Source organism: Lysobacter sp. P5_B9 (assembly GCF_054049835.1).
Map to the genome: position 1 here is coordinate 141814 of NZ_JBFULP010000003.1, position 26909 is coordinate 168722.

Sequence of the window (26909 nt, forward strand, 5' to 3'; positions counted from 1 at the left end):
TGACGACGCAAGACGCAACCGGGAACAGGCGCGGAAAGATGCGCGAGCGCCCGGTCGCGCGACGACCATGCTGATGGATGCCGGAATCAGGGGCTTCGGTTCATTCATTGCGCGTGACGATTGCGATCGCACGCGCATGCGGCGCGTGGTTCTCGCCACGCTTGCGCCGGTTACTTGTCCGCCAGGATGGCTTCGCCCTTGGTCAACCAGGACACGCCAAACGCGAACACGGCCACGGCTTCGAGCCAGAACAGCGGGGAGAACTTCAACAGCAGCGCATTGCCTGGCAGCAACTTCACCACCACGCACAGCGCGACGCAGGCCAGGATGGTGTAACCGCACGCGGTGTAGACCTTGTTGCGTTGCAGCTTCTCGGGCGTGGGATTCGGAGCCATCAGGCGGAACAGGGCGAGCGAGAAATAGGCAAGGGTCAGCAGGAAACACGCGGCGAAGACCAGATGCAGCGTGCCCACCAGATGGTCGCGTGGCAGGGCCCCCACTTCGGGAGTGGTGGGGAACAAGGCCACGCCCAGCGCGGATATGCAGGCGATGTTGCCGGCACGGTCGTCGCGGTGTTCGTAACCGCGGTACGACATGAGGAACACGGCGATGGCGCACAGGCTGCCGACGAAGACGTCGCCCATCGCTGTGTAGTAGTAGCTGCTCATCGAGCCGCGCAGGCCCGGGCCTGCCACCAGCAGGTTGCCGATGGCCAGCACGAACGGCAGGGCCATGCCGATCATTCCCACCGCTTTGCGCAGGCTCAGGTAGGAAAGCACGAGGGTGTCGTTTGCTGTCAGCGGTGGGTTCATGGCTGCCTCCTGGCAGGCTGCAATGCGTTACGGCGCCGTGCAGTCGCGCAGCAGCGCCAGCGCCGCCTGGACGTTGTTGTCGGCCACGGCGTCGCGCTTGGTGGCATCGATGGGGCCGAAGTTGTAGTTCCAGCTGTTCTGCGCTGGGCAGCCGCCGCGTTCGGTCGCGTTGTACGCCTCGATCGACAGCGCGCGCGTGCGGTAGTTCTTGTACAGCCAGTCGCTGGCGTCGCCGTAACTGTGGTAGCCCCCAAGACCGCAGCCGTCGACGTTGGGCGTGGTCGGGAAATCATCCTGCAGGTCGCGGTAGCCGGTGGCGGTGGCCAGCGCCTGGGTGAGCGCATCCAGCGTGCCGACGTCGGCCGGTTCGACGCCGATGTCCGGCGCGATGGGCGCGTGCGCCAGCGGATGCATCACCAGCCCGGAGAACGCGTGCCACGACAGCGAACAGACCAGGCCGTCGACTTCCTTCTTCCGCGACGCGAACTGGCTGCTGGCGAGTCCGCGCACCGCCTGCGACTCCACTTCCGAGAACGCGGCCTTGCCCGGGTAGGTCTCGGATTCGATGTTGAGGCTGCCGTCGGCATTGACGCCGGTATTGCCCACGCTCGGCAGCTGCGCGCGCTGCGCGGCGGGGAAGTTGGTGACGTGGTCGAAGGCGTAGTTGCGGTTGATGTCGACACCGCAGAACTTCATCTGGCCCTTCTCCCAGCGCGTGTTCTTGCGCCAGGCGATGTTGTCGATGGCGGCGCGGTCGTAACCGTTGGGATTGACCACCGGGATCACCCACACCTCGCGCGTGTCGACGAGCTTGCGGATCTGCGGTTTGTTGGCGGCGTAGCCGTCGGCCAGCGTGCGCAGCAGATGCATGGTCGCCACGCCACTGATCATCTCGCGCGCGTGGTGTACGCCGAGGAAGGCGACTTCCGGCTCCGGGTCGTTCGCGGCCGGATTGGCGGAAATCTTCATCGCGTAGATCTTCCGGCCCGGTCGCGTTTCCTGGTTGCAGTTGTCCTGCGTCTGCCCGGTCCAGTAGAACAGGCGCGCGATGTCGGCGCCGGGGCTGCCGTCGTATTGCTGGGCCAGCGTGAACAGTGCCTGCTCGATCTCGAGATACGGCGGGTACACCGGCGGGGAATGCCGGGGATTGGCCAATGCGCGCTGCATCAGTGCGGCCGACGGTTGCAGCCCCTGCGCGGCCAGCGCCGCCGTCACGAGCGGATATGGGAGTTCCGCCGCCAGCGCATCCGGAAAACGCGCGCCCTTGCGCATGCCCTGCAACGCGGCGTCCATGGCCGGGCTGTACGGCGTGGCGATCAGTTCGTCGAGGCCGCCCGTGAGCGGTGGCCCGTTGGGCGGCTGGTCGGCGGAATAGGCCTGGAAATCGCTGACACCATCGCCGTTGCTGTCGACCTTGGCGGGCGAGGAACCCAGGCGTAACTCGAGCGGGTCGGCGAGTCCGTCGAAATCGGCGTCGGCGGTGGGCGTGGCGGGATCGAAGCCGAAACCGCCGTTGAACACTTCGTCGAAATCGCTCCAGCCGTCGCCGTCGCTGTCGGCCTTTCCGGCATCGAGGTGCAGTTGCGCCTCGCGCGCATCGGTCAGGCCATCGCGATCGCGATCCGCATCGGCGCGTACCAGGTCGAAGCCGAACGGCGCCAGGCGATCCTCGTAGCCGTCGTCGAAGCCATCGCCATCGCTGTCGCGTGCATCGGGGTTGCTGCGCAGTGCTTGCTCGCGCTCGTCGCCGATGCCGTCACCGTCGCGATCGGCGCCGGGGGTGAACGTGCGGTTGGCGTCGGTGGTCACCGCCGCCCAGGCACTCCCGGTGGGCTTGGCGGGGAAGCGCACGCAGGCGCTGGTGCAGAGCAGCAGGATTGGCAGGAAGACCGGCAGCACCGCCCGGATGCCATGCCTCGGCGCGGGTCCTTCGCGGGTGCTCATCGCAGCGCTCCTTGCGTGCCAGCCACTGGGTGACAACGACGGCGGCCGAGCGGGGCGGCCATGCCGGGGGCGGTAAAACGGGGGGCGGTTCATTTTTTCGGCGGGACGTCACTACACTCGGCGCACCACATCGATCGGGGTTCGCATGAAGCTTCGTATTGCAGCGTTGTCCGCAGGCCTGGTGCTGGCGCTCGCCGGCCATGCGCAGGCGCCCGCCACGGCACCGGCCAGTGCGCCCGCGCCGGCCGCCATCGTGCTCAAGGCCGCGCACCTGTTCGACGGTCGCAGCGGCCGCCTCAGCGAGCCCGGCCTGGTGGTGGTGCAGGGCGGACGCATCACCGGCGTCGGCGCGGGCGCCAACGTGCCGGCGGGCAGTCGCGTCATCGATCTCGGCGATGCCACGCTGTTGCCCGGCTTCATCGATGCCCATGTGCACATCGCCGACGACCACGACGACAACTGGGCGCAGGGCTTCTACGACAACATGCTGCGCTTCCCGGTGGAGCAGTCCTTCCATGCAGGGCGCAATGCCAAGGTCACGCTCGATGCGGGCTTCACCACCGTGCGCAATGTTGGTGCGGCCGATTTCGTCGACGTCGCCCTGCGCAACGCGATCAATGCCGGAATCACGCAGGGGCCGCGCATGCTCGTGGCCGGCCACGCCATCGGCTCGACCGGTGGCCACTGCGACAGCTCGCCGTTTCCGCCCGAGCGGGTGAAGCCGTCCGGTCCGCTCGAAGGCGTGTGCAATGGTCCGGAAGAGTGCCGCCTCGCAGTGCGCCAGCAGATGAAGTTCGGCGCCGACGTGATCAAGATCTGCGCGTCCGGCGGCGTGCTGTCGGAGTCCGATCCGGTCGACGTGCCGCAGCTGACCCCCGAGGAACTGCGCGCGATCATGAGCGAAGCACACGCTTGGGGCCGCAAGGTAGCCGCGCACGCCCACGGCGATCTCGCCGCGAAGCAGGCGGTCGAGGCCGGCGTCGATTCGATCGAGCACGGCAGCTTCCTGCAGCCGGCGACGTTGCAGTTGATGAAGCAGAAGGGCGTGTACCTGGTGCCGACGCGCATGACCCAGGTGTGGGTGCTGGAAAAGGCCAATACCTATCCGCCGAAGATCGGTGCCAAGGCGCGCGCGGCCGGCACCGCGCATGAAGCGATGTTCCGCAACGCGCTGAAGATCGGCGTGCCCATCGCCTTCGGCACCGACGCGGCCGTGTTCCCGCACGGACTCAACGCGCAGGAATTCGGTGACTACGTCGATCTCGGCATGGCCCCGGCGGCCGCGCTGATGACCAGCAGCCAGGGCGCCGCGAAGCTGCTCGGCGTCGATGGCGAGACCGGTACGCTCGAAACCGGCAAGTTCGCCGACGTGGTGGCCGTGCCCGGCAACGTGCTCGAACACATCCGTGCGACCGAGCACCCGACGTTCGTGATGAAGCAGGGCGCGATCGTGCGTGGCGGGGAGTAAGCCCGCCCGCGCTCCGGTTTCGCTCACCAGCGCGCTGGCTTCGCTCGCGAGCGCGCGGACGCTGCGTTCCTCAAATGCACAAGATGGGGGGCAGCCCACCTTGCGCGTTTGCCGCCTACTTGCACCAGCCCTCGGCACCGCGATTGCACTTCATCTGGATCTTGTCGACATCGACCTGCTGGGCCTTCCCTGACGTGCGCATCGCGTAACAATCGCGGCTGCCATCGGCCGGGCAATAGAAGCAGCCGACTCTCGTGCAGCCGCCCAGGCCCTTGTCCGTGACCACATAGCGGCAGCTTCCGGGCTTGGCTGCGTCCATCCTGTCGCAAGCGGCCACCACGTCTTCGACGCGCGCCGCGCGAGCGGGTGGCGCCAGCAGGCAAGCGGCGAAGCCGAGGGCAACCAGGGCCGGGATCATGATCTTGTGCATGGAAACCTCCATTTGAGTTGGCGCGCGACTTCACGGTCGCGCGATCACCGTGGGTTCGATCGAAGGAATCGAACGGCGATGGAGTGACTGGCCAGGCGCACGTGCGCCGATGGCCGTGCTGTCGCTGTCCGTCGCGACGGCCATCGCGCCGAGCATGGCCGCGCGCTGTAGCAGCTCGAGGCCCTGGCGTGCCGCCGGGATGCCAAGCAGATCGAAGCCTGCAGCGACGCCGAGCAGGCGCTGGATGCCCGCGAAGTCGCGCCGCGCCGCGGCGCGCTGAATCTGCACGGTAAGCAGGAACGGCGTCAGCGCTTCCTGCGCCGCCGTGGGCAGGCCATCGAAGACCTTGCACCAGACCCGGGAATCGCCCGGTGCGGGATCGAGAACCTCGCGTGGACGCGGGAGGACGCGCCGCGTGGATGGAGAAAGCGACGATCGCGGTGTCACTCCCGTGCGCAATGCCAGCGCGCACAGCAGCCCCATGACATAGATCGTGTGATAGCTCGTCGCCAGCAAGTGGCGGGTCCGATCGATGCCGCTCAACGAGGCCAGCGGCTGCAGCGACATGCCGGGTGCCGGCAGGAAGCCGGCTTCGTCCTCCGCATGCGCCAGGCACAGGAATCCGAACGAGGCGCCGTTGCTCCAGCGCCGCTGCAGCATCGGCCAGGTCATCAACAGTTCGCCGGCGACATCGAAGTCCTGGATGTCCAGGCACCGTGCCAGCGCGGTTTCCGCATCCGTCGCGAGCGCAGCGCCGGAACGCCCAAAGCGCGCCGCGCGCAAGCCCAGGTCGGTGCCGAACAGCAGGCAATGGGTGAAGGCGTAGAGATCGTCGGGCGTGGGCGCTATCGCATCTAGCGGGTGGTCGAGGATGCAGTCGCGCGTGCGCGCCAAGCGCGCTGGCGACGCATTCGTCATACGCAGCAGCCACTGCTGCTCCATGGCGCGATGCGGCAGGCGTTCGCGGCCGGCCGCGCCCTGGCTGGACAGGGCCGTGGCGAGCAGGCGGTCAAAGCGCGTGTCGGCCATGCCCATCCGTGACAGGCACAGATGCATCAGGGCATGGTCGAGCGCGACCACGGGCTCCAGCGCAATCAGCGCCGCACTGCGTTCGTTGCGGCCAAAAGGAACCAGGGCAACGGCAATGCTGCGATGGAGGCCGGCAAGCTCCGGCGTCCGCTCGCAGGCATCGCGCGTTGCCAACAGGAAGAGGGCCGTTTCCGACAGTACCTTCTCGGGCCGTACGCCGTCGGCTTCCCCCGCGCGCCAGCCGGCATCACCGAGAAAGGCGATGGCCCGCTCTGCCACCTCGAGGGCCCTGGCCAGTCGTCGCTGGAGGTCCCGTGCATTCCAGTGCATGCGAAAAGTCCTTGTTTCGTCCAGATCCTTCAAGCGATGGCGACGGTTTCAGCCTCCGCGTATCTCCGGTGCCGCGTGCTTGCGCAGTTCACCGAGCTCATCGAGTTCACCCCACGGCGTCGGACGCTTGAAGATGCGAATGAACAGACGCATCGTCCAGCAGAAGTTGTCCTCTCCATCACCGTTGAGCACGATGCTGGGTCCGAATTTTCCGACGGCTTCCCCAATGGCCTTGAAATTCACGGCGCCGCTGTCGAGCAGCGCCTGAACCACTTCCCGATCCATTCCAGCCAGCTTTCCCTGATCCTTGATCACGGTAGTTCTCCGATTGTCGAACTGCGTTGATGCTCCATGAAAAATCTCGCGCGACCAGGACACCAAACCGACGGTGGCATCTACTGCCGGGCGTCGGCTCCTTGTGCGCGAGCGCACTTGGTTGAGCGGACAGGTGCTCCGCTCGGTGAAGCCTCCGTTTTGCCGGGGATGCTTCATCGATCACAACGCCTCGACAGCGGTGCGTCGGCCAGTCGGCAGACGAACGGGCCTCGATTCACGGAATGCACAGGCCGCTTTTACGGCGGACTAACGAAATGATTCATGTCCCGGTGTCTCCCCTGCCTTGGAGTCCCCGCCGCCGGGCCCCATCTATCCGGAACCCCGTTCCATGCCTTGCCGATGACCCGGCTTCACAGGAGCCCCCATGAGCGATTACCGCAAGACCCCCGAAGCCCTCGCCAGGCTGACCCCCGAGCAGTACCGCGTCACCCAGGAAGGCGCCACCGAGCGTCCGGGGACGGGCGAGTACGAGCACAACGACCGCCCCGGCATCTACGTCGACATCGTCTCGGGTGAGCCGTTGTTCGCCTCGTCGGCGAAGTTCGACTCCGGCTGCGGCTGGCCCAGCTTCACCAAGCCGATCGCCAACGTGCGCGAGCTGCGCGACACCTCACACGGGATGATCCGCAAGGAAGTGCGCTCGGCGCACGGCGACAGCCACCTGGGCCATGTGTTCGACGACGGCCCGGCCGATCGCGGCGGCTTGCGCTACTGCATCAACTCGGCATCGCTACGCTTCGTCCCGCGCGAGGAGATGGAAGCCGCCGGCTACGGCGCGTACCTGGACCAGGTGGAGGATGTGCGATGAGCAACGAAATGACGGGACTGGAGCGCGCGATCCTCGCCGGCGGTTGCTTCTGGGGTGTGCAGGACCTGTTGCGCCGCATGGACGGTGTCGTCGGCACGCGCGTGGGTTACAGCGGCGGCGACGTGCGCAACGCCACCTACCGCAACCACGGCACCCATGCCGAGGCGGTCGAGATCGTGTTCGATCCCGCGCGCATCGGCTATCGCGACCTGCTGGAATTCTTCTTCCAGATCCACGACCCGAGCACGCGCAACCGCCAGGGCAATGACCTGGGTACGTCCTACCGCTCGGCGATCTACTACACCACGCCCGAGCAGGAGCGCATCGCGCTGGACACCATCGCAGACGTCGATGCGTCCGGCCTGTGGCCGGGCAAGGCGGTCACCGAAGTCGCGCCGGCCGGTGATTTCTGGGAAGCCGAACCCGAGCACCAGGATTACCTGCAGCGCTATCCCGAGGGTTATACCTGCCACTTCGTGCGTCCCGAGTGGAAACTGCCGCGTCGTCGCGCCAAGGCATAGCGGAATCAGCTCACCCCTCGTTCGCCTGACAGTTACGACGAAGAAAACGCCGGCCCCGCGCCGGCGTTTTCCGTTTGGGCGGGGGCGACTTGCGAGGAGATCGGGTGACGACCTCTGGTGCATGCGGTGGCACGGTTTGAGCCGACGCCCTTGCAAGCGTGATGCGCGCCACGCTTCCTGACCGCGCCTTTTCCGCTGCGCAGGCCGGAAATTTCGCGCAATCGGACAGCGTCGGCAAAACCTGAATAGGCGAAGCCCTGTTCAGGTCTTCGCGCCTTTAACGTCCCTTTTACATGAATGCGCGCCCGTCAAGCGACGTGCGTCGCACTTGGCGCACGCATTCGTGGGGTCGGCACGAACTGTGTCCAACCGCACAACGACGCCGACCCCCCCCTTCTTAGAGTCCGCGCCCATCAGGAGTTTGAGGGAGCTCCTGGTTGCCCCTTATGTCTTACGGAGACCGTGTGTGAAGTCTGTTCCCTTCCGCAGCCGCAAGCTGCCCAAGCTTCTCTTCTCGCTGTCGGCTGGCCTTGCCGCCATCGGCTCCGCCCAGGCGGCAACCTATTACGTGCGCGCCGACGGTGGCGATGCCAGCCAGTGCAACGGCCGCGCCGATGCTGCCTATCCGGGCAGCGGCACCGCCCAGGCCTGCGCGTGGAAGAATCCGAACATCGCCCTGCCGCCTTCCGGCGCGCTGCGCATCGCGGGTGGCGACACCCTCATGATCGGTGCCGGCAGCTACCAGATTGGCAGCGGCGGCTACATGCAGCCGATCCCGAGCGGCACCAGCTCGGCCCCGACCAAGGTCCTGGGCAAGCCGGGCACGACCCCGAAGCTCATCGGCGTCGGCGGCGTGCACCGCGTGCTCAACCTCGACGGCAGCTCGAATGTCGAACTCGGTAACTTCGAGGTCACCGACAACAGCGACTGCGTCTACAACCATTCCAACGCCGCGGCCGCCTGCACCAGCAGCATGCCGTGGGCGCGCGTGGGCCTGTACGCCCGTGCCTCGAGCAACGTCTGGGTGCACGACGTCAACATCCACGGCATGGCCAAGAACGGCATGAACGCCGGTGGCCTCAGCAACTGGACGATGGAGCACTTCAAGCTCAACAAGAACGGCGCTGCCGGTTGGGACGGCAACATCGGTACCGGTGCGTCCAACTCCGGCAAGATGACCATGCGCGACATCGAGATCGCGTGGAACGGCTGCGGCGAGCGCGTCGCGACCGGCGAGCCGTGGGCTTGCTGGGCGCAGCAGGCCGGCGGTTACGGCGACGGCATGGGCACCACCGACACCGGCGGTGACTGGCTGATCGAGGATGCGTTCGTCCACCACAACACCTCCGACGGCATCGACCTGCGCTACATGGACGGTGCCGACACCACCAAGGTGACCCTGCGTCGCATCTACTCGGTGGCCAATGCCGGCAACCAGGTCAAGCTCAAGGGCAACTCGCTGATCGAGAACTCGGTGCTGGTCGGCAACTGCACCTACTTCCGCGGCAGGGACTTCATGGTCGACGGCGATCTGTGCCGCGCCTATGGCAGCTCGCTGCTGCTGATCCTCACCGGTAACGACGTCGCGACCGTGCGTCACAACACCATCGCCGGCGAAGGTGACGCGCAGATCGCCTATGGCGAAGGCACGTCCACCGACAAGATCTACATCCAGAACAACCTGGTGGTCGGCTTCCCGTACTACGCCGACACGACCAAGCAGACGCTGTTCAGTGGCGGCGGTGCTCCCGCGGCCAAGAGCTTCTCCGGCAACATGGGCTGGAAGGTGCGTACCTGCCCGACCGGCGCCACCTGCGCGAGCGACCCGAAGTTGACCAATGCGACCCTGGCTGGCTTCGATGCCGAGCCGCTCGCCGGCAGCCCGGTGATCGACAAGGCGCCGATGATCAGCGCGGTCACGACCGACTTCGTCATGGGCGCGCGTCCGACCGGTGCCGCCAATGACGTGGGTGCGTATGAGTACGGCGCCGGTGCCCCGGCCCCGGTCCCGCCGCCGGTCTGCACCCGCGCCGCGCCGACGCTGACCCTGACCGGTCCGACCGCCGCGGTCGCCGCCGGTACCACCAACAGCTACGCCGTCAGCGTGAAGAACAACGACAGCAGCGCCTGCAGCAACACCACGTTCGCCCTGGCCGGCAGCGCTCCCTCGGGTTGGACCGGCACGCTGTCGGCCCCCTCGGTCGCGCTCGCCCCGGGTGCCAGCGGCAGCGCCACGTTCGCCGTGACCTCGCCTGCCGATGCTGTCGCTGGCAGCAATGCCATCGGCGTGGGTAGCAGCAGCACCGTGGGCAGCACCCATACCGCGAATGCCGCGGGCACCTATGCGGTCCTGCCGCCGGTCTGCACCCGCGCCGCGCCGACGCTGACCCTGACCGGCCCGACCACCGCGGTCGCCGCCGGTACCACCAACAGCTATGCCGTCAGCGTGAAGAACAACGACAGCAGCGGCTGCAGCACCACCACGTTCGCCCTGGCCGGGAGCGTTCCCTCGGGCTGGACCGGCGCACTGTCGGCCCCGTCGCTCGCGCTTGCCCCGGGTACCAGCGGCAGTGCCACGCTCGCCGTGACCTCGTCCGCCGATGCCGCCGCCGGCAGCAACGCCATCGGCGTGGGCACCAGCAGCACCGTGGGCGGCGCCCATACCGCGAATGCCGCGGGCACCTATGTCGTCGCGCCGCCCGTCCTGACGGAAACCGTGGCCACGAGCAAGAGCAGCTACAAGGCGGGCGAGGTGGTTTCGATGACCGCGCGCGTCCTCAAGAACAACGTCGCGGTTGCCGGTGCCACGGTCAGCTTCAACGCTCTCAAGCCGAACGGGATCAACACGGTCAAGTTGACCGGGACGACCGATGCCAATGGCTATGCCAAGGTCTCGTTCACGTCGGGCACGGGCAAGAGCTCGATCGGCACCTACAAGCTGACCGCCACGGCGACCAGCGGCAGCCTCACCACGCAGGCAACCAGCAGCTTCACCGTCGCCAAGTAACCGTGTGCGGGATCGCTCCAGGAGCGATCGACGCGTGAATCAAGCCGGACCGCCCACGCGGTCCGGCTTCTTTTTTGGGGAGTGGCGCCGAGCGGATGCGGCGCACGCACGCCAGTGCGATGGCCATGCGAACGTGCGCATGCTCCGCGCCGTCGCCGCGAGCGTAAGATCATCCTCGTGTTGGCGATTCCTTCCGTTCGGCTCGCGACCCCGGGCGATGCTCGTGCCATTGCCGGACTGTCGCGCGACTTCATCGAATACGGCCTTGGCTGGAGCTACACGCCGGAACGGATCCTGCGTGCCATCCGCAGCAGGACCACCAATGTCGCAGTGATCGAAGACCGCGGCGACCTGCTTGCCGTCGGCATCATGGATTACGGCGACACGGCGGCACACCTGGTCCTTCTCGGGGTGCAACCGGCGCAACGTCGCCGCGGATTGGGCCGGCACATCCTGCTGTGGCTCGAGCAATGCGCGCTGACGGCCGGACTGGAAAAAATCGGCGTCGAGGTCAGGGCCGACAATCCCGGCGCCATCGGTTTCTATGCGGCGCTGGGGTATGGCGCGCGAAGCCGGGTGCCAGGCTATTACCGCGGCGTTGTCGACGCGGTGCGTCTCGAGAAGGTGCTCGGGTCGACGGGAGTCGAGGGCGCCAGTTAGCGCCGACGGCCGTGCGTCGCAGTCCGCATCACACTCAGGGCATCTTGCCGATGATCCCGTTCATTTCCTCGGCATTGAAGGCGCGCAGGGTCTGGGTGCGGACATTGCCTGCCGCACCGATGGCCATGGCAAACGCAGTCGCCGCCTGTTCGTCCTGTGCCTCGATGATCACGACGAGGTCGTACGAGCCCAGCGTCCAGTAGATCTGGGTCATGTCGGCGCCGAATTTCTTCCCCATTTCCTTGACGGCGGCGGCGCGCTTGGTGGTGTCCTTGACGTTGCGGATGCCCTGGTCGGTGAAGGTGGACAGTGCGATGTACGTCGCCATGGTTGGTTGCTCCTGTGCGGACCCTTGGGAATGGACCCTGGGGCGGACCCTTTGAAAGCGGGCGAGCGTCGGGTCCGTGGCGCTGGTCGTCGGCAGGCATTGCCTGCGGTCCTCTCGTATCAACGCCCCGGCACGCGGGAGCCGGTCTCCGCAACCGGTCCCCCGCCCGGGTGCTTGAGGTTTCGCCTGCGCATTACGTGCACCGGTCCACGATCCCCATTCCCACAGGAGCCTGTCATGCGCACTGTCCTGATCACCGGCGCCAACCGCGGCATCGGCCTCGCCCTGGCACAGCAGTTCACGGCTCGCGGCGACCACGTCATCGCGGTGTGCCGCCAATCGAGTCCGGCGCTGGATGCCACCGCTGCAACCGTGGAAGCGGGCGTCGATGTCAGCGACGGTGCGGCAGTGGAAGCGCTCGCGACGCGCCTGGCCGACACGCGCATCGACACGCTCGTGCTCAATGCCGGCATCCTGGGCCAGGAGTCGCTGGGCACGATCGACGCGGCCGGTTTCGAGCGCATGCGCCGCCAGTTCGAAGTCAACGCGCTGGGCCCGCTACGCGTGGCCCAGGCGCTGCACGACCGCATGGCCGAGGGCGGCAAGATCGGCATCATCACCAGCCGCATGGGCTCGGTCGCGGACAACGGTTCCGGCGGCTATTACGGCTACCGCGCTTCGAAGGCGGCGGTGAATGCAATCGGCAAGTCGCTGGCGCTGGATCTGGAATCGCGCGGTATCGCCGTGGTGCTCCTGCATCCGGGTTACGTCGCCACCGACATGGTCGGCGGCAATGGCGATGTCAGTCCGGCGCAGGCCGCGTCGCAGCTGATCGCACGGTTGGACGCACTCACGCTCGCGCAGAGCGGCAGCTTCCAGCACGCCAATGGCAGCGCATTGCCCTGGTAGCCGCGATGACGTTCGCGCGACCAGAGGCCGCGCGGACATTACGGAGCAAACAGCGAATCAGTGCACCCCGAGCCTGACCGTCTCCGCGCCGCCATCCACCGAGGGCGACACCACCTTCACCAGGCCGATGTTGGGGCAGTAGTACTTGAACTCGACGTCACCGGGGGACAGGGCCGTCGTCTCGCGTGTCTTGATGCAGCCCTTGAAGCTGCCCAGCGCGGTATTCACGTGGATGTCGATCGCCTTGACCTTCGCCGCGTCCTCGGCCACGCCCGGCGAGAATTCCTGGCGATAGCGCATGTCCACCTGCGGGTTCGCGAGCATCACGATGCCGGCCTCGGCGTTGCGTCCCGCCTCCCACGTACCTTCGGTGCTGCTGCCGATACGCTTGCCCTTGTCGTCGTACTCGTACTCGACCGTCTCTTCGCCGAAGTACCAGACATTGCCGCTGTCGTCCTGTCCGTAGAAGTCGGAGGTGTCCTCGAGCAGCAGGCCACGCTTGCCGTTGCACTCCTCATCCAGGTACACGAGGTCGCGGACCACGCGCGCGGACAGGCCGGCGTAGGGGGCGATGAAGTCGCTTTTGACCCGATTGGTGACGATGACGTCGTTGACCTTGCACTCGCCGTCCTCGAGTTCGTGCGCCACCGTGAACGTGCCCGCCTTCATCTGCGAGAGCGGGTTGTCGATGCGCAGCGGCGCATGGAAGTCCGAGAGGTGGAAGCTCGGCAGGATGAGTTCGCCCGCCTGCGCGGGAAGGGCGGCAGTCGCGACGAGCACGGCGGCGGCCGCGCACTGGATCGTGTTCATCGAGATGACTCTGGGCGGGGAGACTTGAACGTAGGCGCGCGCCTGCTAGGACCCCGCGAAATGCGGGTTAAGCGGCCGTCGGAGGCGTCTCACCTGCTGTTCACGCAGTCAGCAATCGGCATTGCCACTCTGCGGCGAGCCCTTGCGCGGCCGCCAGCCGTCGCCGGCATGCTCCGGYGAGCCAGGTCGATCCGCGTAGGTCAGCGTGCCCTCGTGATAGACCTCGATCACCCAGGTCGCGTCGGCGGCGTAAACCCACAGGTCCGACGATGCGTGCATCAGGGTGATGGCCTGCGTGGATGCGTCGGCCGCCGACAGCGCGACGCGCGGCATGCCGCCGATGCACCAGTCGGCGATTACCGCCGAGGCGGGCGCGATCTGCAATGCGCGCAGTGCCTCGTCGAACAATGCTTTCAACGCATTTTCGGTACCGCCGTATGCACTGACGGCGGTCGGCACCAGCGGCCAGTGGATGCTGGCCAGGCCGATGGGATAGGTCGGTAACGGGCCGCGTCGGCTCGGGTCTTCCGGCCACAGCATCTCGTAGTGCACGCCCGCCGCCTGCAGTGCGCCGCCGGTATGGCGCTGGAAGGCGGCAATTTCCCGTGCGCGCTGTTGCTGCGCCATGCGTCCGGCCTGCTGCGCGCGCAGCGCCTCGCGCTTGGCGTACAGCGCGAGGCGACGGGACTCGGCATCGGAGCTCATGGCCTCGGCAACGATCAGTCCAGCTTGCGCAGATGATGCTGCGGCTGCTGGCAGACCATCAGCGCATCCGCCGCGGTCACGGTGCCGACCGCTTCGACGCGATCGTGGGGCTTCAAGGCCTGCACGTCACCGGGCGGCGGAGCCTTGCACAGGTTCCAGCGCGCCGGCAGCTGCACGTTGACGGTGCCCGCGGCGGTGGCAACGCTTACCACCGCGTGGCCGTCGTAGGACCACGGGCCGGTGTCGACGCGGATCACTTCACCGGCAATCGTCGCCTGTTCGCCGACCACCAGCGGGGTTGCCGCCGGTGTGGTGGTGGCGCAGGCAGAGAGCGCCGCGATCGTCGTGATGATCGCGGCCAGGGGGACAGCCTTCAGGAAGCGAGGAGCTCGGAGCATGGGGGAGTGCGCCATGAAAACGGAGCGCACATTCTCCATGGATCGCAGACCGCCATCCACGTCATCTGTCACAGGTGCGCGATGCTGCGAACCCGTCGCCGCCCGTGCGGAAATCATCCACGGCGCCCGCATCCGCGCGAGCGCCGCGATCCATTACGTGCCGGAGACACCCAGTGTTCCGCGGAAGGCATCCACATCGACAACGGTGCCGAGGCGATGCGCCCGCTGGAAGCGCTCCATGGCCTCGTCGATCTTGTCTCGCTGTGGATTTTCTTCCCAGTGTTCCACCTTGAACACATCGGAGCGCGGGTTGTGCAGCAGCACGTCGGGATCGCGGAGCCATTTCCAGTCGCCTGGCATGAACTCGTGGTGCATGGCGAAGGCGCGCGCACTGTTGTAGCTGTGCGAATAGATGAGGTTCATCAGACACCTCACGGGAAACCATTGACGCGCACGCGCAGACCACGGTGCGCTGGGTCTATTCAGGCGTTGCGACCGCGGGCTGTCATTCCCCCGGTCGGGGGATGGACGATGCGCGACACGCGTCGCGCGCAAGTTGAATGCGATGGACAGCCGCTCGCCGCGTGAAAGCGGCAGCAGGAATCGATCAGTAGCAGCCCACGTCGATGATCCGGCTGGCATCATCCACGCGGACGGTGAGGCGATCGGGGCGCCGGTCCTTGGTCATGGCCTGCGTCGGCGAGACGGTGCGCCACAACCCGGCCCCGCTTTCGCGAAAGGCGCGACGGCCATTTTCTTCGTTCGCAGGAAGCCCGATGACCCAGCCCAAAGTATCCGTCTGGCAGGCACCACTGCTTACATGCGGTGTGGGCTCGGTGCTGGCGCAACCGGAGGCGAGTGTCAGCACGGACAGGGTCGTGATTGCGACAGCTTTCATGCGGCCTCCGGGGCTGGAGTTCGCTGGCAAGTGTACGCGCACTTCGCCGGCCGGCCGGCGCGTCCCGCCGACGGGATGTTGCTTCCCTGATTTCCGCACTTTTGCCGGGCCGGGCCACCTCCACGTCGTGTGTGCACCGATCGGCCGTGCGTGCTGCATGCGCCGTCGTCGCCCGACCTCCCTCAGTTCACAGGAACCACCATGAGCAAGCTCACCGGCAAAGTCGCCCTCGTCACCGGCGCATCCAAAGGCATCGGCGCCGCGATTGCCACCGCACTGGCCGCTGAAGGCGCGGCCGTCGTCGTCAACTATGCCTCCAGCAAGGAGGGCGCCGAAGCGGTCGTCGCCCGCATCAATGCTGCCGGAGGTAAAGCCATCGCCGCGCGCGGCGACGTCTCGAAGCAGGTCGAAGCAAAGGCCCTGGTCGATACCGCAGTGCAGAAATTCGGCCGGCTCGACATCCTGGTCAACAACTCCGGCGTCTATGGCTTCGCCCCGCTGGAGGCCATCACCGAAGACGACTTCCACCGCCACTTCAACATCAACGTGCTGGGCCTGCTGCTGACCACACAGGCTGCGTCGCCGCACCTGGGCGAAGGCGCGAGCATCATCAACATCAGTTCGGTGGTTTCACGCATCACGCCGCCGCACAGCGCGGTGTACACCGGCACCAAGGGCGCGGTGGACGCGATCACGGGCGTGCTGTCGCGTGAACTGGGCCCGCGCCGGATCCGCGTCAATGCGATCAACCCCGGCATGATCGAAACCGAGGGCACGCACACCGCGGGCTTCGTCGGTTCCGAGTTCGAGGCAGGCACGGTCGCACAGACGCCGCTGGGCCGCGTCGGCCAGCCCGACGACATCGCCGCGCTCGCTGTGTTCCTGGCCTCCGACGATTCGCGCTGGCTCACCGGGGAACAGGTGCTGGCCAGCGGCGGCCTGCGCTGAGACGGACCTGAAGCGGGAGGACGGCAATCGATGGATTGCCGTCTTCCTCCGCTGCATGCGCCTAGAATGAAGCCCCTTTCGACCGGCCTTGCAGCCAGGCAGATCCATGGCACCCAAGGCCACCGTCATCAAAGCCGAGTTGCAGGTCACTGACCTGGACCGGCACTACTACGCGTCGCACAACCTCATCCTGGCCCAGCATCCATCGGAGACCGAGGAACGCCTGATGGTGCGGCTGCTGGCATTCGCGCTCCACGCCGATACGCGGCTGGAATTCGGCCGCGGCCTGAGCGACGAGGAAGAGCCGGCGCTGTGGCGCCGCGATTACACCGACGAGATCGAACAGTGGATCGAACTCGGCCAGCCCGACGAGTCGCGCATCCGCAAGGCCTGCGGGCGCGCGCAACAGGTGATCGTGATCACCTACAGCGGCCACGGCGCCGACGTGTGGTGGAACAAGAACGCGGCATCGTTGGCGCGGTTGAAGAACCTCACCGTGATCGACATCGATGCCGACAGCGTCGCCGCGGTCACCGCGTTGTTTGAACGCAGCATGCGCATGACCGCGATGATCCAGGACGGCGAACTGCAGCTGATGAATACCGAGCACACCGTCGCGCTGCGTCCGACGGTGCGGATGGCGTCGTCGACGGCGACACCGGTGTAGCCCGGCTTCGGCCGGGCGAATCAGTCCGGCCAAAAGGAAGGCCCGCTTGCGGGGCCTTCGCGTGATGCAGTGGATCAGCTGGCCGAATCGGCTGGCCGCTTGCAGATGGATCAGTAGCCGAGCGCCTGGGCGACGATGCCGCTTGCCGCGTCGACCAGCAGGTAGCGGTCATCCATCGGACGGATCCAGCGATAGCCCGCCGGCGGGGCGCTCAGGCGGTAGGCACGGTAGTCGTTCACATAATAGCGCGGATCGACTTCCGTCCATGCGATGCGATCGCCGCGCTTCCATGCCTGCTTCTGCCAGCCCCGATGCAGGCCGTTGTCGTGGTGACCCTCGGCCTTCGGACCGTGGCCGGCGGTGGCGACGTGGTCCTTGTGTTCGGCGCCATGGCCAGCCAGCACGGGCGCGGCCGCAAACGCGCCGGCGGCCAGGGTGACGATGATCAGCTTCCTCATGTCGATCTCCTTGCTCGTACGGTGTGCGCACCTTAGGCAGACCGGGATGAATGCGGCGGCGCGCCGCGATGAATGCATCGCAACGGTTCAGCGATGCCGCGAGGGCGTGAAGGCCACGCCTCGCGCGGACACGATGTTTGACAGTCCCCGGCAACGGGACGACTGTGCGCCTGCGGCGCCCCGATGCCGAGCGCGCCCATCTATCGCGGAGGTCGCTCCCATGCCAGGCCAGCCCGGAAACGCGAAGTTCGACGACATCCTCAAGACGGTCGGGCGCACGCCGATCGTCCGTCTGAACAAGCTCGCGCCGCCACGCGTGAACGTGTACGTCAAGGTCGAGGCGTTCAACCCGATGGGTTCGGTCAAGGACCGGCTCGCGCTCGGCATCATCGAGGACGCGGAACAGCGCGGCACGCTGAAACCGGGACAGACGGTGATCGAGGCGACCAGCGGCAACACCGGCATCGGGCTGGCAATGGTGTGTGCGGTCAAGGGTTATCCGCTGGTAGTGACCATGGCGGAAAACTTCAGCGTCGAGCGCCGCAAGATGATGCGGTTCCTCGGTGCGAAGGTCGTGCTGACGCCGGCCGCGCAGAAGGGCAGCGGCATGCTCGCCAAGGCGGTGGAACTGGCGCAGGCGCATGGATGGTTCCTGTGCCGCCAGTTCGACAACGAAGCCAACGCCGACATGCACTCGCGCACGACGGCGCCGGAGATCCTCGACGCCTTCGCCGGCGAACGCCTGGATTACTGGGTCACCGGCTACGGCACCGGCGGCACGCTCAAGGGCGTCGCTCGCGTGCTCAAGGCACAACGCCCGGAAACGAAGATCGTGGTGTGCGAGCCGGACAACTCGCCGATCCTGGGCAGCGGCATCGCTCAGGCACGCCGGCCGGACGGCACGCCCAGCGACAGCCACCCGGCATTCCGCCCGCACCTCATGCAGGGCTGGTCGCCCGACTTCATCCCCAAGCTCACCGAGGACGCGCTGACCGCACGGCTCGTCGATCGCGTCCTGCCGATCAATGGCGCCGATGCGGTGCGGCTGGCCCGCGAACTGGCGCAGCGCGAAGGCATCTTCGTCGGCATCTCCGCAGGCGCGACACTAGCCGGGGCGCTGCAGCTGGCAGCCGCGGCCGAGGACGGAGCCACGGTGCTGTGCATGCTGCCCGACACCGGCGAGCGTTACCTGAGCACGCCGCTGTTCGAAGGCGTCAGCGTCGACATGTCCGACGAGGAATGGGCGTTGTCGCGCTCGACGCCCGGGTGCCGCTTCGATGCGGCGACGCCAACGCCGCCACCGGTGGCGGCAACTATGACGGCGAGCGGCGAGGACAAGGTCGCGGCGCCCGCGGCGTCGGCCGAAGTGGAGGCCTTCGTCGCGCAACTGCTCGCCGATCCCGCGCAGCCGCTGGTGCTGTTCGCCCTGGAGTGGTGCGAATTCTGCTGGTCGCTGCGCAAGCTGTTCGCGCAGTGCGCAATGCCCTATCGCTCGGTCGACCTCGATTCGACGGCGTACCAGCGGGACGACCGCGGCGGGCAGATCCGCGCCGTGCTGGCCGCGCGCACCGGCAGTCGAACCATCCCGCAGGTGTTCGTCGGCGGACAGTTCATCGGCGGCTGCACGGAAACGTTCGACATGTTCCGCGATGGCCGCCTGCAGCAACTGCTGCGCGCGCACGGTGTCGCCTTCGACGAGGCCGCGCGCGTCGAGCCCGAGAGCCTGCTGCCGGCGTGGCTGCATCCGCGTTGATCGGTCCATCGCACGCAGCATTCCAGCGGCCGGTTCCATGGACGGCGTGCACGCTTGTACGCTACGGCGCCCGCTTGCGACGTCCGCCGTCAATTCCGCATGCACGAAGACGAATCCGTATTGACCCGCGCGGCGCCCGCGCCGGATGACACCGTCGCGTATGGCGACGCCGTCGATCAAGTCGCCGATGTCCGCCATGGCCACGGCAATGCCGGAACCCGGCCGTTGCTCGTCATCGTCCACGGCGGCTTCTGGCGACCGCAGTACGGTCGCGACCAGACCGGGCCGATGTCGGCGGCACTTGCCGCAGCGGGCTGGACAGTGGCGGCGATCGGCTATCGCCGCGTGCCCGGAACGCCGCAGCCGAGTGTTGCCGATGTCGCCGCCGCGCTGACGCTGCTCCCGGCACGCGTGCGCAGGCATCGCGGCGACGTCATCGTTGTGGGCCATTCGGCCGGCGGACACCTGGCCCTGCTCGCCGCCACGGGGGCGGCGCCACCGTCGCTGCGCGGCGTGCTGGCGTTGGCGCCCGCTGCCGACCTGGTGCTGGCGCAGCAACTCGGACTGGGAAGCAATGCGGTATCCGATTTCCTGGATGGTGATGCGCACGCGCATCCGCAACTCGATCCGTGCCGGCGTCCCGCGCCAGCAGTCCCGACACGGCTGTTGCACGGAGACGCGGACAACGTCGTGCCGTTCGAGGTATCCGCTTCGTACGTTTCGACGCATCGCGAGGTCGAGTTGCAGCGGCTGGCCGGCTGCGGCCATTTCGCCCTGATCGATCCGCTCAGCGCGGCGTGGCCGTCGGTGGTGCACGCGTTGCAAAGCCTGGGCGCGGCGCGCACCGGCTGAATGCTGGTGGGGATGTTCCGCGATCGGGTTGCCATCGCGGCGCAGGCTGCAGCCTGGCAGCACCCATCGGGGTGATGGTCCGTCCCGCCTCCGGCGTGATCTAACGCGATGGCGCGGCCCCGCGCCCATTCAGCGACCCAATCGGGAGATTTCCATGAAGCGATCCATCACGTCGGCCCTCTGCCTGCTGGCCGTGGCCGTGCCGTTCTCGGTTGCCAGCCAGGACCTGGCGACGACGGCCGGCAGCAATGCCAAGGTGTTGCTGGACAACGACAAGGTGAGGGTGATCGAACTGGTGATTCCCCCGGGCGGCAAGACCGGCATGCATTCGCATGGCGACAACGTCGTCTACTTCCTCGCCGACGGCGATTCATCGCAGACGATGGCGGACGGCACGACCAAGACCCGGCACACCAAGGCCGGCGACACCCTCTGGAGCGGGCCGGTCACGCACGACACCACCAACACCGGCAAGACTCCGGCGAAAGCGCTGATCATCGAGTTGAAGGCCAAGTAGCCGCGCAGCGCTCGCGTTCCGCGCACTCCGTCGTGCATCGGTGCGATCCGGTGCGCGATGCAGGGTCCTCGCGCGCTGCAGAGCAGCGGATTGCTGCGCCGTTGGTCGCAGCGCGTGGCATCGCCACCGCGGCGGCCTGACAATGGTGCGCATGCACGCACTCACATTCTCCCGCTTCGGCGGCCCCGAGGTCCTCGAGTGGACCACCCTTCCCGATCCGCAGCCGGCGCCGGGCGTCGCAGTGGTGCGCACGCGCGCGATCGGCCTGAATTTCGCCGACGTATACCGGCGGCAGGGGCGTTACCACCTTGCCGGCACGCCGCCGTGGATCGCCGGCTACGAGGGCGCGGGCGAGATCGTCGCGTTGGCCGCGGACGATTCGGCCCAGCCGTCGCCGCGCTTCCGCGTCGGCCAGCGCGTCGCCTTCGCCGACAGCGCGTTCGCCAATGCCGAACAGGTGGCGGTGCCGCTGGACAAGCTGATCGCGTTGCCCGATGACATCGACTTCGACACCGCCGCGGCGCTGCTGCTGCAGGGCTTGACCGCGCAGTTCCTGCTCGAGGACAGCCATGCGGTGCAGGCGGGCGAAACCCTGCTGGTGCATGCCGCGGGCGGCGGTGTCGGCCAGCTGCTGGTGCAACTGGCACGCGGCAAGGGCGCCCGCGTGATCGCGCTGGCCTCCAGCGACGCCAAGCGCCACGCCGCACTCGCCGCCGGCGCCACCGACGCGGTGGATGCGGGCGCGGGCTGGCAGGAACGCGTGCGCGCGCTCGTCCCCGACGGTGTGGACGTCGTCTACGACTCGGTGGGACGCACGCTCGGCGACAGCCTCGCGCTCGCGCGCACGGGCGGCACGGTGGTCTTCTACGGCATGGCCGCCGGCGATCCCGATCCGGTCGATCCGCGCGTGTTGATGGACCGCTCGCTCACGCTGGTCGGCGGCGACCTGTGGAACGTGCTGACCAGCGCGGATGCCCGCCAGCAGCGCGCCGACCGCCTGTTCGCCGCGGTCCGCTCCGGCGGACTCGCGGTGGCGATCGCCGCGCGCGTGCCGCTGCGCGAAGGCGCGCGCGCCCATGCGTTGCTGGAGGGACGCGGCAGCGCCGGCAAGGTGCTGCTGATTCCGTGAGGAGAGGCGTGTGGGATCGCGGTGATTGCTCCCAACGGCCTTATGAAGCGCGATCACCGCGCAGCGCCGCGATTTCCTCGCGCAGCGCCGCCACTTCGCCTTCCAGTGCGGCCACGCGTGCTTCCAGCGCCGCCGTCTGCGGCGTTGCCGATTCGCCGGCCTGCACACCGATGCGCGCGGCGATCGCCGCCACGTCGACAGGGCCGCTGAGCAGGTGCGCATAGCGGTCTTCGCGCTGGCCGGGACCGCGCGGCACGAGCACGGCCAGGGCCGGCTCGCGCTGGATCAGGCGTTCCATGTGATGGCGCACGTCGTCGGCGTCACTGAACTTCGCCAGCCGCTCGCTGCGCGTGAGCAGCTCGTGCGCGGTCTGCGCGCCGCGCAACAGCAGCAATCCCAGCAGCGCCACCTGCGGCTGCGGCAGGCTGAAGTACTGCCCGGCGCAATGCTCGTAGCGTTCGGCGCGTGAGGAGAACACCTGTTTCGCCAATCGCTGCGTTTCCAGCGTGCGCAGAGCGTGCTGGACCTCGCCCGGCTCCAGCGCCAGCACCGGATCGCGTGCCGTCTTCTGATTCGCGGCCACCTGCACGGCATTGATCGTCAGCGGATAGGCGTCGGGCGTGGTGGCTTCCTTTTCGATCAGGCAGCCCAGAGCGCGCGCCTGCGCCACGGTGAGTACGGGAACGGTGTTGGCCATGCGCATGCGCTCCCTTCAGGCGTTGGCGGCCGTGGGCATGGCGGCGCCGACATGCCGGCGCACTGCGTCCATGTCGCGGATGGGCCGGACCTCGATGCTGCCGGTGCGCGACCACGGAAACTCCGCCGCGATGCGCACGGCTTCCTCGAGGCTGTCCGCTTCGATCAGGTTGAAACCGGCGAGCATTTCCTTGGTCTCGGCGAACGGCCCGTCGACGATGCTGGTGCGGCCATCGCGCGTGCGGATGGTGCGCGCAGTCGGAGCGGGTTCGAGCTGCTGCGAACCCAGCAGCGTGCCGTCTTCGCGCAGTTCGTCGGCGTGCGCGAAACAGCCGCGCATCATCGCGGCGTACTCGGCCTCGGGAATGGCGTCCATCAGGGTGTTGTCGGTGTAGACCAGCATCAGGAACTGCATGTGCGCGCCTTCCATGTGGGAGGGCGCCATGATGCCTGCTCGGCCCGCGGGCGTCGTGCGTGAATGCGCGCGGGTGCCGCCCCTGCGCAGTCAGGTGGTCCTGTGCGGGTGGTCGCCGTCCTTGCTAGCCGGAGCGCGGGTCCTGCCCACGCCCACGCCGTGTACGTACACGAGCTTTCCACCCAGCCAGCCCGTCAGGCACAGGGCGATGAAGCTGGCCGCACCTATTGCGATCCCGATCGCATCGGGTCGCGTGAATGTCATCCCCTCCAGGCGCAGGAACAGGCTGGCGCCGTAGCAGCCGAGGGCGGTCATCGCCAACAGCATGTGGCGGTTGGCGTCGGCATTGGCGGGATGGTCGTCCCCCAGCTTCAGCAGTTCCACGAAACCCGCGGCCATAGCCGCGAGGGCGGTGACGACGCCGGCCGCCATCAGGGGGCCGGCGTAGTGCCAGGCCGGTGCCCAGCGCAGGCTGGCCAGATCGGCCAGCGTCGCCAACGACCAGCACGCGACCGGGAAGTGGACCAGGGCCGGGTGCAGGGGGTGTTTCATGCCGCGAGCACGGCGCTCAACAACGTGAGGAAGCCGGCGACGGCGACACCGGCGTGGACGAACACCACTCCCTTGGGTGCGAGCTTGCCGCGCAGATGGATGGAGGCCAGGTAGAAGCCGCCGAGTGCGGCCACGACCAGCACGCCCAGCGCGGCGGTGACGCGTGCGGTGCCCGCGCCCTGCAGGGTGATCATGATCAGCAGCACCAGTCCGGTTGCACCGAGCAGGGCGTGTGCGACCGACAGGGCCCACGGTGCGAGTCGGCCGCGCAGCACATTGGTCGCGAGGATCATGCCGCCCAGGGCGGCGACAGCGAATATCAGAAGGGCAGTGGTCAACATGGCGAATTCCTCAGGATGAAGGGACGTGACGGAACGATGTCGCAGGGGATGGAGTTCGGCGGGTGTGACGTGGCCAAGGCCTCAAGCGCCTTCGGCCGGGTTTGAGGGGTGCGCTTCGACGCGCGCCAGCACGGCCTGGGTCATGCGATCGCAGCGCGGCCCCAGGAACGGAAACGCATCCGTCAGCGTGCCCGCCAGAGTGTCGTGCAGCGCGGTGCGCAGCAGCCGGCGCGCGCGGTGCAGCCGTGTCTTCACCGTTTCGCTGCGCAGTTCCAGGCTCGCTGCGGTTTCCTCCACCGTGCAGCCTTCGATCTCGCGCATGACGAAGACGATGCGGAACGGTTCGGGCAGGGCGTCGATCGCGTGTTCGACCAGGCGACGCACCTGCTCGCGCGCGGCGGCGGCGGCGGGATCCTCGTTGCCGAACTTCGATGGGAATGCGACCACGCGGCTGTCGTCGGCGTGCGTCGCGTCGATCTGCTCGATGCCGACGCTGGGGCGCTGCTGGCGCAGCCGCCCGTAGGCCTCGTTGAGCACGATGCGGGTGAGCCAGGTGAGCAGTGATGCATCGCCGCGGAATGTCGCGATCTTCTCGAATGCGTGCACGTAGGCCTCCTGGACCACGTCTTCGGCCTCGGCGTCGTCGTTGACCACGCCGCGCGCAACCCGGAACAGGCGCTGGTTGCAGCGCCGCATGACCTGGTTGAACGCCAGGCGGTCGCCGCGCTGCACCAGGCCGACCAGCGTGGCTTCGGCGAGTGCGTCGTAGTCGAGGGCATGACGGGCGTCTGGGAGAATCATGGCAACTGCCTCTTGCGGATCACGCGGACAACGCCGCGAGGATGTCACGCCGGTACGGCTCCTGCTCGAACTGGCCGAGCAGCCGCCGCGTCACCATCCCGACACCGGGCGTGCCCACGCCCCGCGAGGTCATGCATTCGTGCGAGGCCTGGATGACCACCGCCACGCCGCGTGGCTGCAGCACGTTGGCGAGGGTGTCGGCGATCTCCGCGGTCAGGCGCTCCTGGATCTGCAGGCGCCGGGCATAGGCATCCACCAGGCGCGCGAGTTTGGAGATGCCCACGACGCGCTCGCCCGGCAGGTAGGCCACATGGGCGACGCCGCGGATCGCGGCCATGTGGTGCTCGCACACCGAACGCACCGGGATGTCGCGCAGCAACACGATGTCGTCGTAGCCGTCGCGCGAGAAGGTGCGGCCGAGCAGGTCCGCGGGATCGAGCGTGTATCCGCCGAACCACTCCTCGTAGGCACGAACGACGCGCGCAGGGGTTTCGCGCAGGCCTTCGCGCGGGGGAGTCGCCGGCCCAGCGGATGAGGGTGCGGACCGCGGCTTCGGCCTCCTGTCGCGAGGGCCGCGCATCCTCGGTCGTTGCGGGAGGCGAAGCGGGCGCTTCCACGACATGCAGGCGGGCATCGAGCATCGGGGCGGGTCTCAATCAGCGAGGGTTATCCGAACAGATGCACGAGTGCGGAAGAGGTTCCCGGCAGGCAGGAGTACGCTCGACCCATGCCGGCCGGAACCTGCCGCCGGTCCAGGCATCCAATGCATAGGGCCGCATGCCGGCGGCCGCGCGGACGCGAGGAGTCATGCCATGGCGCAGCCCGACACCGTTCCGACCGGCCCCGAGCTGGCACAGGGCGTGCCCCTGGCGAACGTGCCCATCACGGGCGTCCTCGCCGGTCACGTCGACGGCGCTCCCGTGCTGCTGGTGCGGCGCGGTGACGGCCTCTTCGCCGTCAGCGGCAGTTGCACGCATTACGGTGGGCCATTGGCCGAAGGCCTGGTGGTCGGCGACGAGGTCCACTGTCCCTGGCATCACGCCTGTTTCAGCCTGCGCACCGGCATCGCCTTGAAGGCGCCCGCGTTCGCGGCGCTGGCGACCTGGCAAGTCGAAATAGTCGGTGACCGCGCATTCGTGCGCGCACAGTCCGCGCCAAGCGGCAGTATTGCCGCGCCCGCGCCCGCGCCCGCGCCTGCGCCTGCGCCTGCGCGCGAGCACCCCCGGCGCATCGTGATCGTCGGGGGCGGTGCGGCGGCCTTCGCTGCGGCGCAGCGGCTGCGCCAGCTGGGGTTTGCCGGGGCTTTGACGATGCTCAGCGCCGACAGCGCGCCACCCTGCGATCGCCCCAATCTGTCCAAGGACTATCTCGCCGGAACTGCGCCGGAAGAGTGGATTCCACTGCAGGGTCCCGAGTTCTACAGCGAACAGCGGATCGACCTGCACCTGGCTTGCGAGGTCACCGGCCTCGACACCGGACTGCGCCAGGTCACCATCCGCTCCGGCGAGCCCATCGGCTACGACGCGTTGCTCCTGGCCACCGGCGCGGAACCGGTGCGGTTGCCGGTGCCTGGTTTCGACCTGCCGAACGTCTATCTGCTGCGCTCGCTGGGGGATGCGCGCGCGATCATCGCTGCCGTGGGTCGCGCGACGTCGGTGGCACTGATCGGCGCCGGCTTCATCGGCCTGGAGGCCGCCGCCGCGCTGCGCTCGCGCGGCCTCGAGGTGCATGTCGTGGCGATGGAAGACGTGCCGATGGCGCGCGTGCTCGGCCACGAACTGGGCCACTTCCTCACCGCGCTGCACGCCACGAACGGCGTGGTGTTCCACTTGCAGACGACCGCGACAGGCTTCGATGGCAAGACGCTGTCGTTGTCCGACCGCTCCCGCATCCACGCCGACGTGGTGATCGTGGGCGCCGGTGTCAGGCCCTGCACCGCGCTCGCCGCCGCCGCCGGACTCGCAGTGGAGGATGGAATCCTTGTCGACGCCCAGCTGCAGACCTCTCTGCCCGGCATCTACGCGGCCGGGGATGTCGCGCGCTACCGGCACGGCGCCGACCTGGTGCGCGTCGAGCATTGGGTACATGCACAGCGCCAGGGCCAGGCCGCGGCGGCGAACCTGCTCGGCGCCGCGCAGCCCTTCACCGACGTGCCGTTCTTCTGGACCCATCACTACGGCCTGGACCTGCGTTACGTAGGCCACGGCAACGGCTGGGATGAGGTTAGCCTCGATGGCAGCCCGGCCGCGCACGATTGCACGGTCCGCTATTTCCGCGCGGGCCAGCTGGTGGCGGCAGCGTCGCTGGGACGGGACCTGGAGAACCTGACGATCGAGGCACAACTGTAGCCGTGACGTCCTCGCCCCAGCGGGACTACCGGCACACGC

The 26909-nt window shown here is 67.9% G+C and carries 30 protein-coding genes and 2 pseudogenes; 14 read left to right on the forward strand and 18 right to left on the reverse strand.

All coding sequences use genetic code 11. The features are described from left to right. Positions 1-170: 170 nt before the first annotated feature. Together ACXJJ9_RS08265 and ACXJJ9_RS08270 are read right to left on the reverse strand one after the other, a co-directional pair. Positions 171-812 carry a hypothetical protein gene (locus tag ACXJJ9_RS08265; RefSeq protein ID WP_457096728.1) on the reverse strand — a complete coding sequence of 214 codons (642 nt, stop codon included), beginning with the start codon at positions 810-812 and terminating at the stop codon, positions 171-173. A gap of 27 nt (positions 813-839) precedes the next feature. Next, positions 840-2756 carry a M14 family zinc carboxypeptidase gene (locus ACXJJ9_RS08270; RefSeq protein WP_457096729.1) on the reverse strand — a complete coding sequence of 639 codons (1917 nt, stop codon included), beginning with the start codon at positions 2754-2756 and terminating at the stop codon, positions 840-842. 145 nt (positions 2757-2901) lie between these two features. Here ACXJJ9_RS08270 and ACXJJ9_RS08275 point away from each other — a divergent pair, with 145 nt between their 5' ends. Next, a complete protein-coding gene (locus ACXJJ9_RS08275; RefSeq protein ID WP_457096730.1) occupies positions 2902-4224 on the forward strand; it encodes an amidohydrolase family protein in 1323 nt (440 codons plus the stop codon). A 115-nt stretch (positions 4225-4339) separates the two neighbouring features. Here the strand turns inward: ACXJJ9_RS08275 and ACXJJ9_RS08280 are convergent, their stop codons facing one another. From ACXJJ9_RS08280 to ACXJJ9_RS08290, 3 genes are read right to left on the reverse strand one after another with little or no spacing between them, the layout of a single operon-like run. Continuing rightward, the gene (locus ACXJJ9_RS08280; protein ID WP_457096731.1) at positions 4340-4654 is read right to left on the reverse strand and encodes a hypothetical protein; all 315 of its coding nucleotides are present in this window, start codon (positions 4652-4654) and stop codon (positions 4340-4342) included. A 30-nt stretch (positions 4655-4684) separates the two neighbouring features. Beyond that, positions 4685-6013 (reverse strand): DUF6895 family protein, encoded by a 1329-nt coding sequence (locus ACXJJ9_RS08285; RefSeq protein WP_457096732.1) that lies wholly within the window; start codon positions 6011-6013, stop codon positions 4685-4687. 48 nt (positions 6014-6061) lie between these two features. Next, complete coding sequence (locus tag ACXJJ9_RS08290) at positions 6062-6328, reverse strand: hypothetical protein (RefSeq protein WP_457096733.1); 267 nt, start codon at positions 6326-6328, stop codon at positions 6062-6064. A gap of 385 nt (positions 6329-6713) precedes the next feature. On the opposite strand from ACXJJ9_RS08290, the gene msrB reads away from it, so the two are divergent. The 4 genes from msrB to ACXJJ9_RS08310 all read left to right on the forward strand — a co-directional run bounded on the left by msrB (position 6714) and on the right by ACXJJ9_RS08310 (position 11345). Further along, a complete protein-coding gene (gene msrB, locus ACXJJ9_RS08295; protein WP_457096734.1) occupies positions 6714-7157 on the forward strand; it encodes a peptide-methionine (R)-S-oxide reductase MsrB in 444 nt (147 codons plus the stop codon). Continuing rightward, positions 7154-7678, forward strand: a complete 525-nt coding sequence (msrA, locus tag ACXJJ9_RS08300; RefSeq protein WP_457096735.1) for a peptide-methionine (S)-S-oxide reductase MsrA — start codon at positions 7154-7156, stop codon at positions 7676-7678. Before msrB ends, msrA begins: the two co-directional genes overlap by 4 nt. 466 nt (positions 7679-8144) lie before the next feature. Further along, complete coding sequence (locus tag ACXJJ9_RS08305) at positions 8145-10685, forward strand: NEW3 domain-containing protein (RefSeq protein ID WP_457096736.1); 2541 nt, start codon at positions 8145-8147, stop codon at positions 10683-10685. Positions 10686-10865: 180 nt separating this feature from the next. Beyond that, positions 10866-11345, forward strand: coding sequence for a GNAT family N-acetyltransferase (locus ACXJJ9_RS08310; RefSeq protein WP_457096737.1), 480 nt, complete (start codon positions 10866-10868; stop codon positions 11343-11345). A gap of 34 nt (positions 11346-11379) precedes the next feature. Here the strand turns inward: ACXJJ9_RS08310 and ACXJJ9_RS08315 are convergent, their stop codons facing one another. Then, a complete protein-coding gene (locus ACXJJ9_RS08315; protein ID WP_457096738.1) occupies positions 11380-11673 on the reverse strand; it encodes a GYD domain-containing protein in 294 nt (97 codons plus the stop codon). 237 nt (positions 11674-11910) lie between these two features. On the opposite strand from ACXJJ9_RS08315, the gene ACXJJ9_RS08320 reads away from it, so the two are divergent. Next, positions 11911-12582: an SDR family oxidoreductase gene (locus ACXJJ9_RS08320; RefSeq protein ID WP_457096739.1), complete on the forward strand. Its 672-nt coding sequence runs from the start codon at positions 11911-11913 to the stop codon at positions 12580-12582. Positions 12583-12639: 57 nt separating this feature from the next. On the opposite strand, the gene ACXJJ9_RS08325 is transcribed toward ACXJJ9_RS08320, so the two are convergent. From ACXJJ9_RS08325 to ACXJJ9_RS08345, 5 genes are all read right to left on the reverse strand, one after another. Further along, positions 12640-13392: a hypothetical protein gene (locus ACXJJ9_RS08325; RefSeq protein ID WP_457096740.1), complete on the reverse strand. Its 753-nt coding sequence runs from the start codon at positions 13390-13392 to the stop codon at positions 12640-12642. Positions 13393-13500: 108 nt separating this feature from the next. Next, entirely contained in the window at positions 13501-14097 is a 597-nt protein-coding gene (locus ACXJJ9_RS08330) for a hypothetical protein (protein WP_457096741.1), read from the reverse strand. A 14-nt stretch (positions 14098-14111) separates the two neighbouring features. Continuing rightward, positions 14112-14495 (reverse strand): hypothetical protein, encoded by a 384-nt coding sequence (locus ACXJJ9_RS08335; protein ID WP_457096742.1) that lies wholly within the window; start codon positions 14493-14495, stop codon positions 14112-14114. Between the two features lie 153 nt (positions 14496-14648). Then, entirely contained in the window at positions 14649-14918 is a 270-nt protein-coding gene (locus ACXJJ9_RS08340) for a hypothetical protein (RefSeq protein ID WP_310055363.1), read from the reverse strand. 184 nt (positions 14919-15102) lie between these two features. Beyond that, positions 15103-15393, reverse strand: coding sequence for an I78 family peptidase inhibitor (locus ACXJJ9_RS08345; protein ID WP_457096743.1), 291 nt, complete (start codon positions 15391-15393; stop codon positions 15103-15105). Positions 15394-15594: 201 nt separating this feature from the next. On the opposite strand from ACXJJ9_RS08345, the gene ACXJJ9_RS08350 reads away from it, so the two are divergent. Together ACXJJ9_RS08350 and ACXJJ9_RS08355 are read left to right on the forward strand one after the other, a co-directional pair. Then, positions 15595-16341: a glucose 1-dehydrogenase gene (locus ACXJJ9_RS08350; protein ID WP_457096744.1), complete on the forward strand. Its 747-nt coding sequence runs from the start codon at positions 15595-15597 to the stop codon at positions 16339-16341. 106 nt (positions 16342-16447) lie between these two features. Continuing rightward, on the forward strand, positions 16448-17008 hold the full coding sequence (locus ACXJJ9_RS08355; protein ID WP_457096745.1) for a YaeQ family protein: 561 nt from the start codon (positions 16448-16450) through the stop codon (positions 17006-17008). Positions 17009-17118: 110 nt separating this feature from the next. On the opposite strand, the gene ACXJJ9_RS08360 is transcribed toward ACXJJ9_RS08355, so the two are convergent. Beyond that, the gene (locus ACXJJ9_RS08360) at positions 17119-17466 is read right to left on the reverse strand and encodes an RcnB family protein (RefSeq protein ID WP_457096746.1); all 348 of its coding nucleotides are present in this window, start codon (positions 17464-17466) and stop codon (positions 17119-17121) included. 220 nt (positions 17467-17686) lie between these two features. Between ACXJJ9_RS08360 and cysK the strand changes: the two are divergent. From cysK to ACXJJ9_RS08385, 5 genes and pseudogenes are all read left to right on the forward strand, one after another. Next, positions 17687-18709 (forward strand): annotated as a pseudogene (gene cysK / locus ACXJJ9_RS08365) (cysteine synthase A); the annotation flags it as partial. Between the two features lie 72 nt (positions 18710-18781). Then, a complete protein-coding gene (locus ACXJJ9_RS08370) occupies positions 18782-19219 on the forward strand; it encodes a glutaredoxin domain-containing protein (protein ID WP_457096942.1) in 438 nt (145 codons plus the stop codon). 99 nt (positions 19220-19318) lie between these two features. Next, the gene (locus ACXJJ9_RS08375; RefSeq protein ID WP_457096747.1) at positions 19319-20071 is read left to right on the forward strand and encodes an alpha/beta hydrolase; all 753 of its coding nucleotides are present in this window, start codon (positions 19319-19321) and stop codon (positions 20069-20071) included. A gap of 154 nt (positions 20072-20225) precedes the next feature. Beyond that, a complete protein-coding gene (locus tag ACXJJ9_RS08380) occupies positions 20226-20588 on the forward strand; it encodes a hypothetical protein (protein WP_457096748.1) in 363 nt (120 codons plus the stop codon). Between the two features lie 151 nt (positions 20589-20739). Next, positions 20740-21717, forward strand: a complete 978-nt coding sequence (locus tag ACXJJ9_RS08385; RefSeq protein WP_457096749.1) for a quinone oxidoreductase family protein — start codon at positions 20740-20742, stop codon at positions 21715-21717. A 40-nt stretch (positions 21718-21757) separates the two neighbouring features. Here ACXJJ9_RS08385 and ACXJJ9_RS08390 read toward each other — a convergent pair whose 3' ends face one another. The 6 genes and pseudogenes from ACXJJ9_RS08390 to folE form a co-directional block, all read right to left on the reverse strand. Next, positions 21758-22420: a YceH family protein gene (locus ACXJJ9_RS08390; protein ID WP_457096750.1), complete on the reverse strand. Its 663-nt coding sequence runs from the start codon at positions 22418-22420 to the stop codon at positions 21758-21760. Positions 22421-22429: 9 nt separating this feature from the next. Next, positions 22430-22828 (reverse strand): YciI family protein, encoded by a 399-nt coding sequence (locus ACXJJ9_RS08395; RefSeq protein WP_457096943.1) that lies wholly within the window; start codon positions 22826-22828, stop codon positions 22430-22432. 90 nt (positions 22829-22918) lie between these two features. After that, a complete protein-coding gene (locus ACXJJ9_RS08400) occupies positions 22919-23380 on the reverse strand; it encodes a DUF2231 domain-containing protein (RefSeq protein WP_457096751.1) in 462 nt (153 codons plus the stop codon). Then, positions 23377-23721, reverse strand: a complete 345-nt coding sequence (locus ACXJJ9_RS08405) for a hypothetical protein (RefSeq protein ID WP_310055386.1) — start codon at positions 23719-23721, stop codon at positions 23377-23379. The genes ACXJJ9_RS08400 and ACXJJ9_RS08405 overlap by 4 nt, the downstream gene beginning before the upstream one ends. Before the next feature lie 81 nt (positions 23722-23802). After that, positions 23803-24522, reverse strand: coding sequence for an RNA polymerase sigma factor (locus ACXJJ9_RS08410; protein ID WP_457096752.1), 720 nt, complete (start codon positions 24520-24522; stop codon positions 23803-23805). 19 nt (positions 24523-24541) lie between these two features. Next, positions 24542-25163: pseudogene (gene folE / locus ACXJJ9_RS08415) on the reverse strand (GTP cyclohydrolase I). Between the two features lie 171 nt (positions 25164-25334). On the opposite strand from folE, the gene ACXJJ9_RS08420 reads away from it, so the two are divergent. After that, positions 25335-26870, forward strand: a complete 1536-nt coding sequence (locus tag ACXJJ9_RS08420) for an FAD-dependent oxidoreductase (protein ID WP_457096753.1) — start codon at positions 25335-25337, stop codon at positions 26868-26870. Positions 26871-26909: the final 39 nt, after the last annotated feature.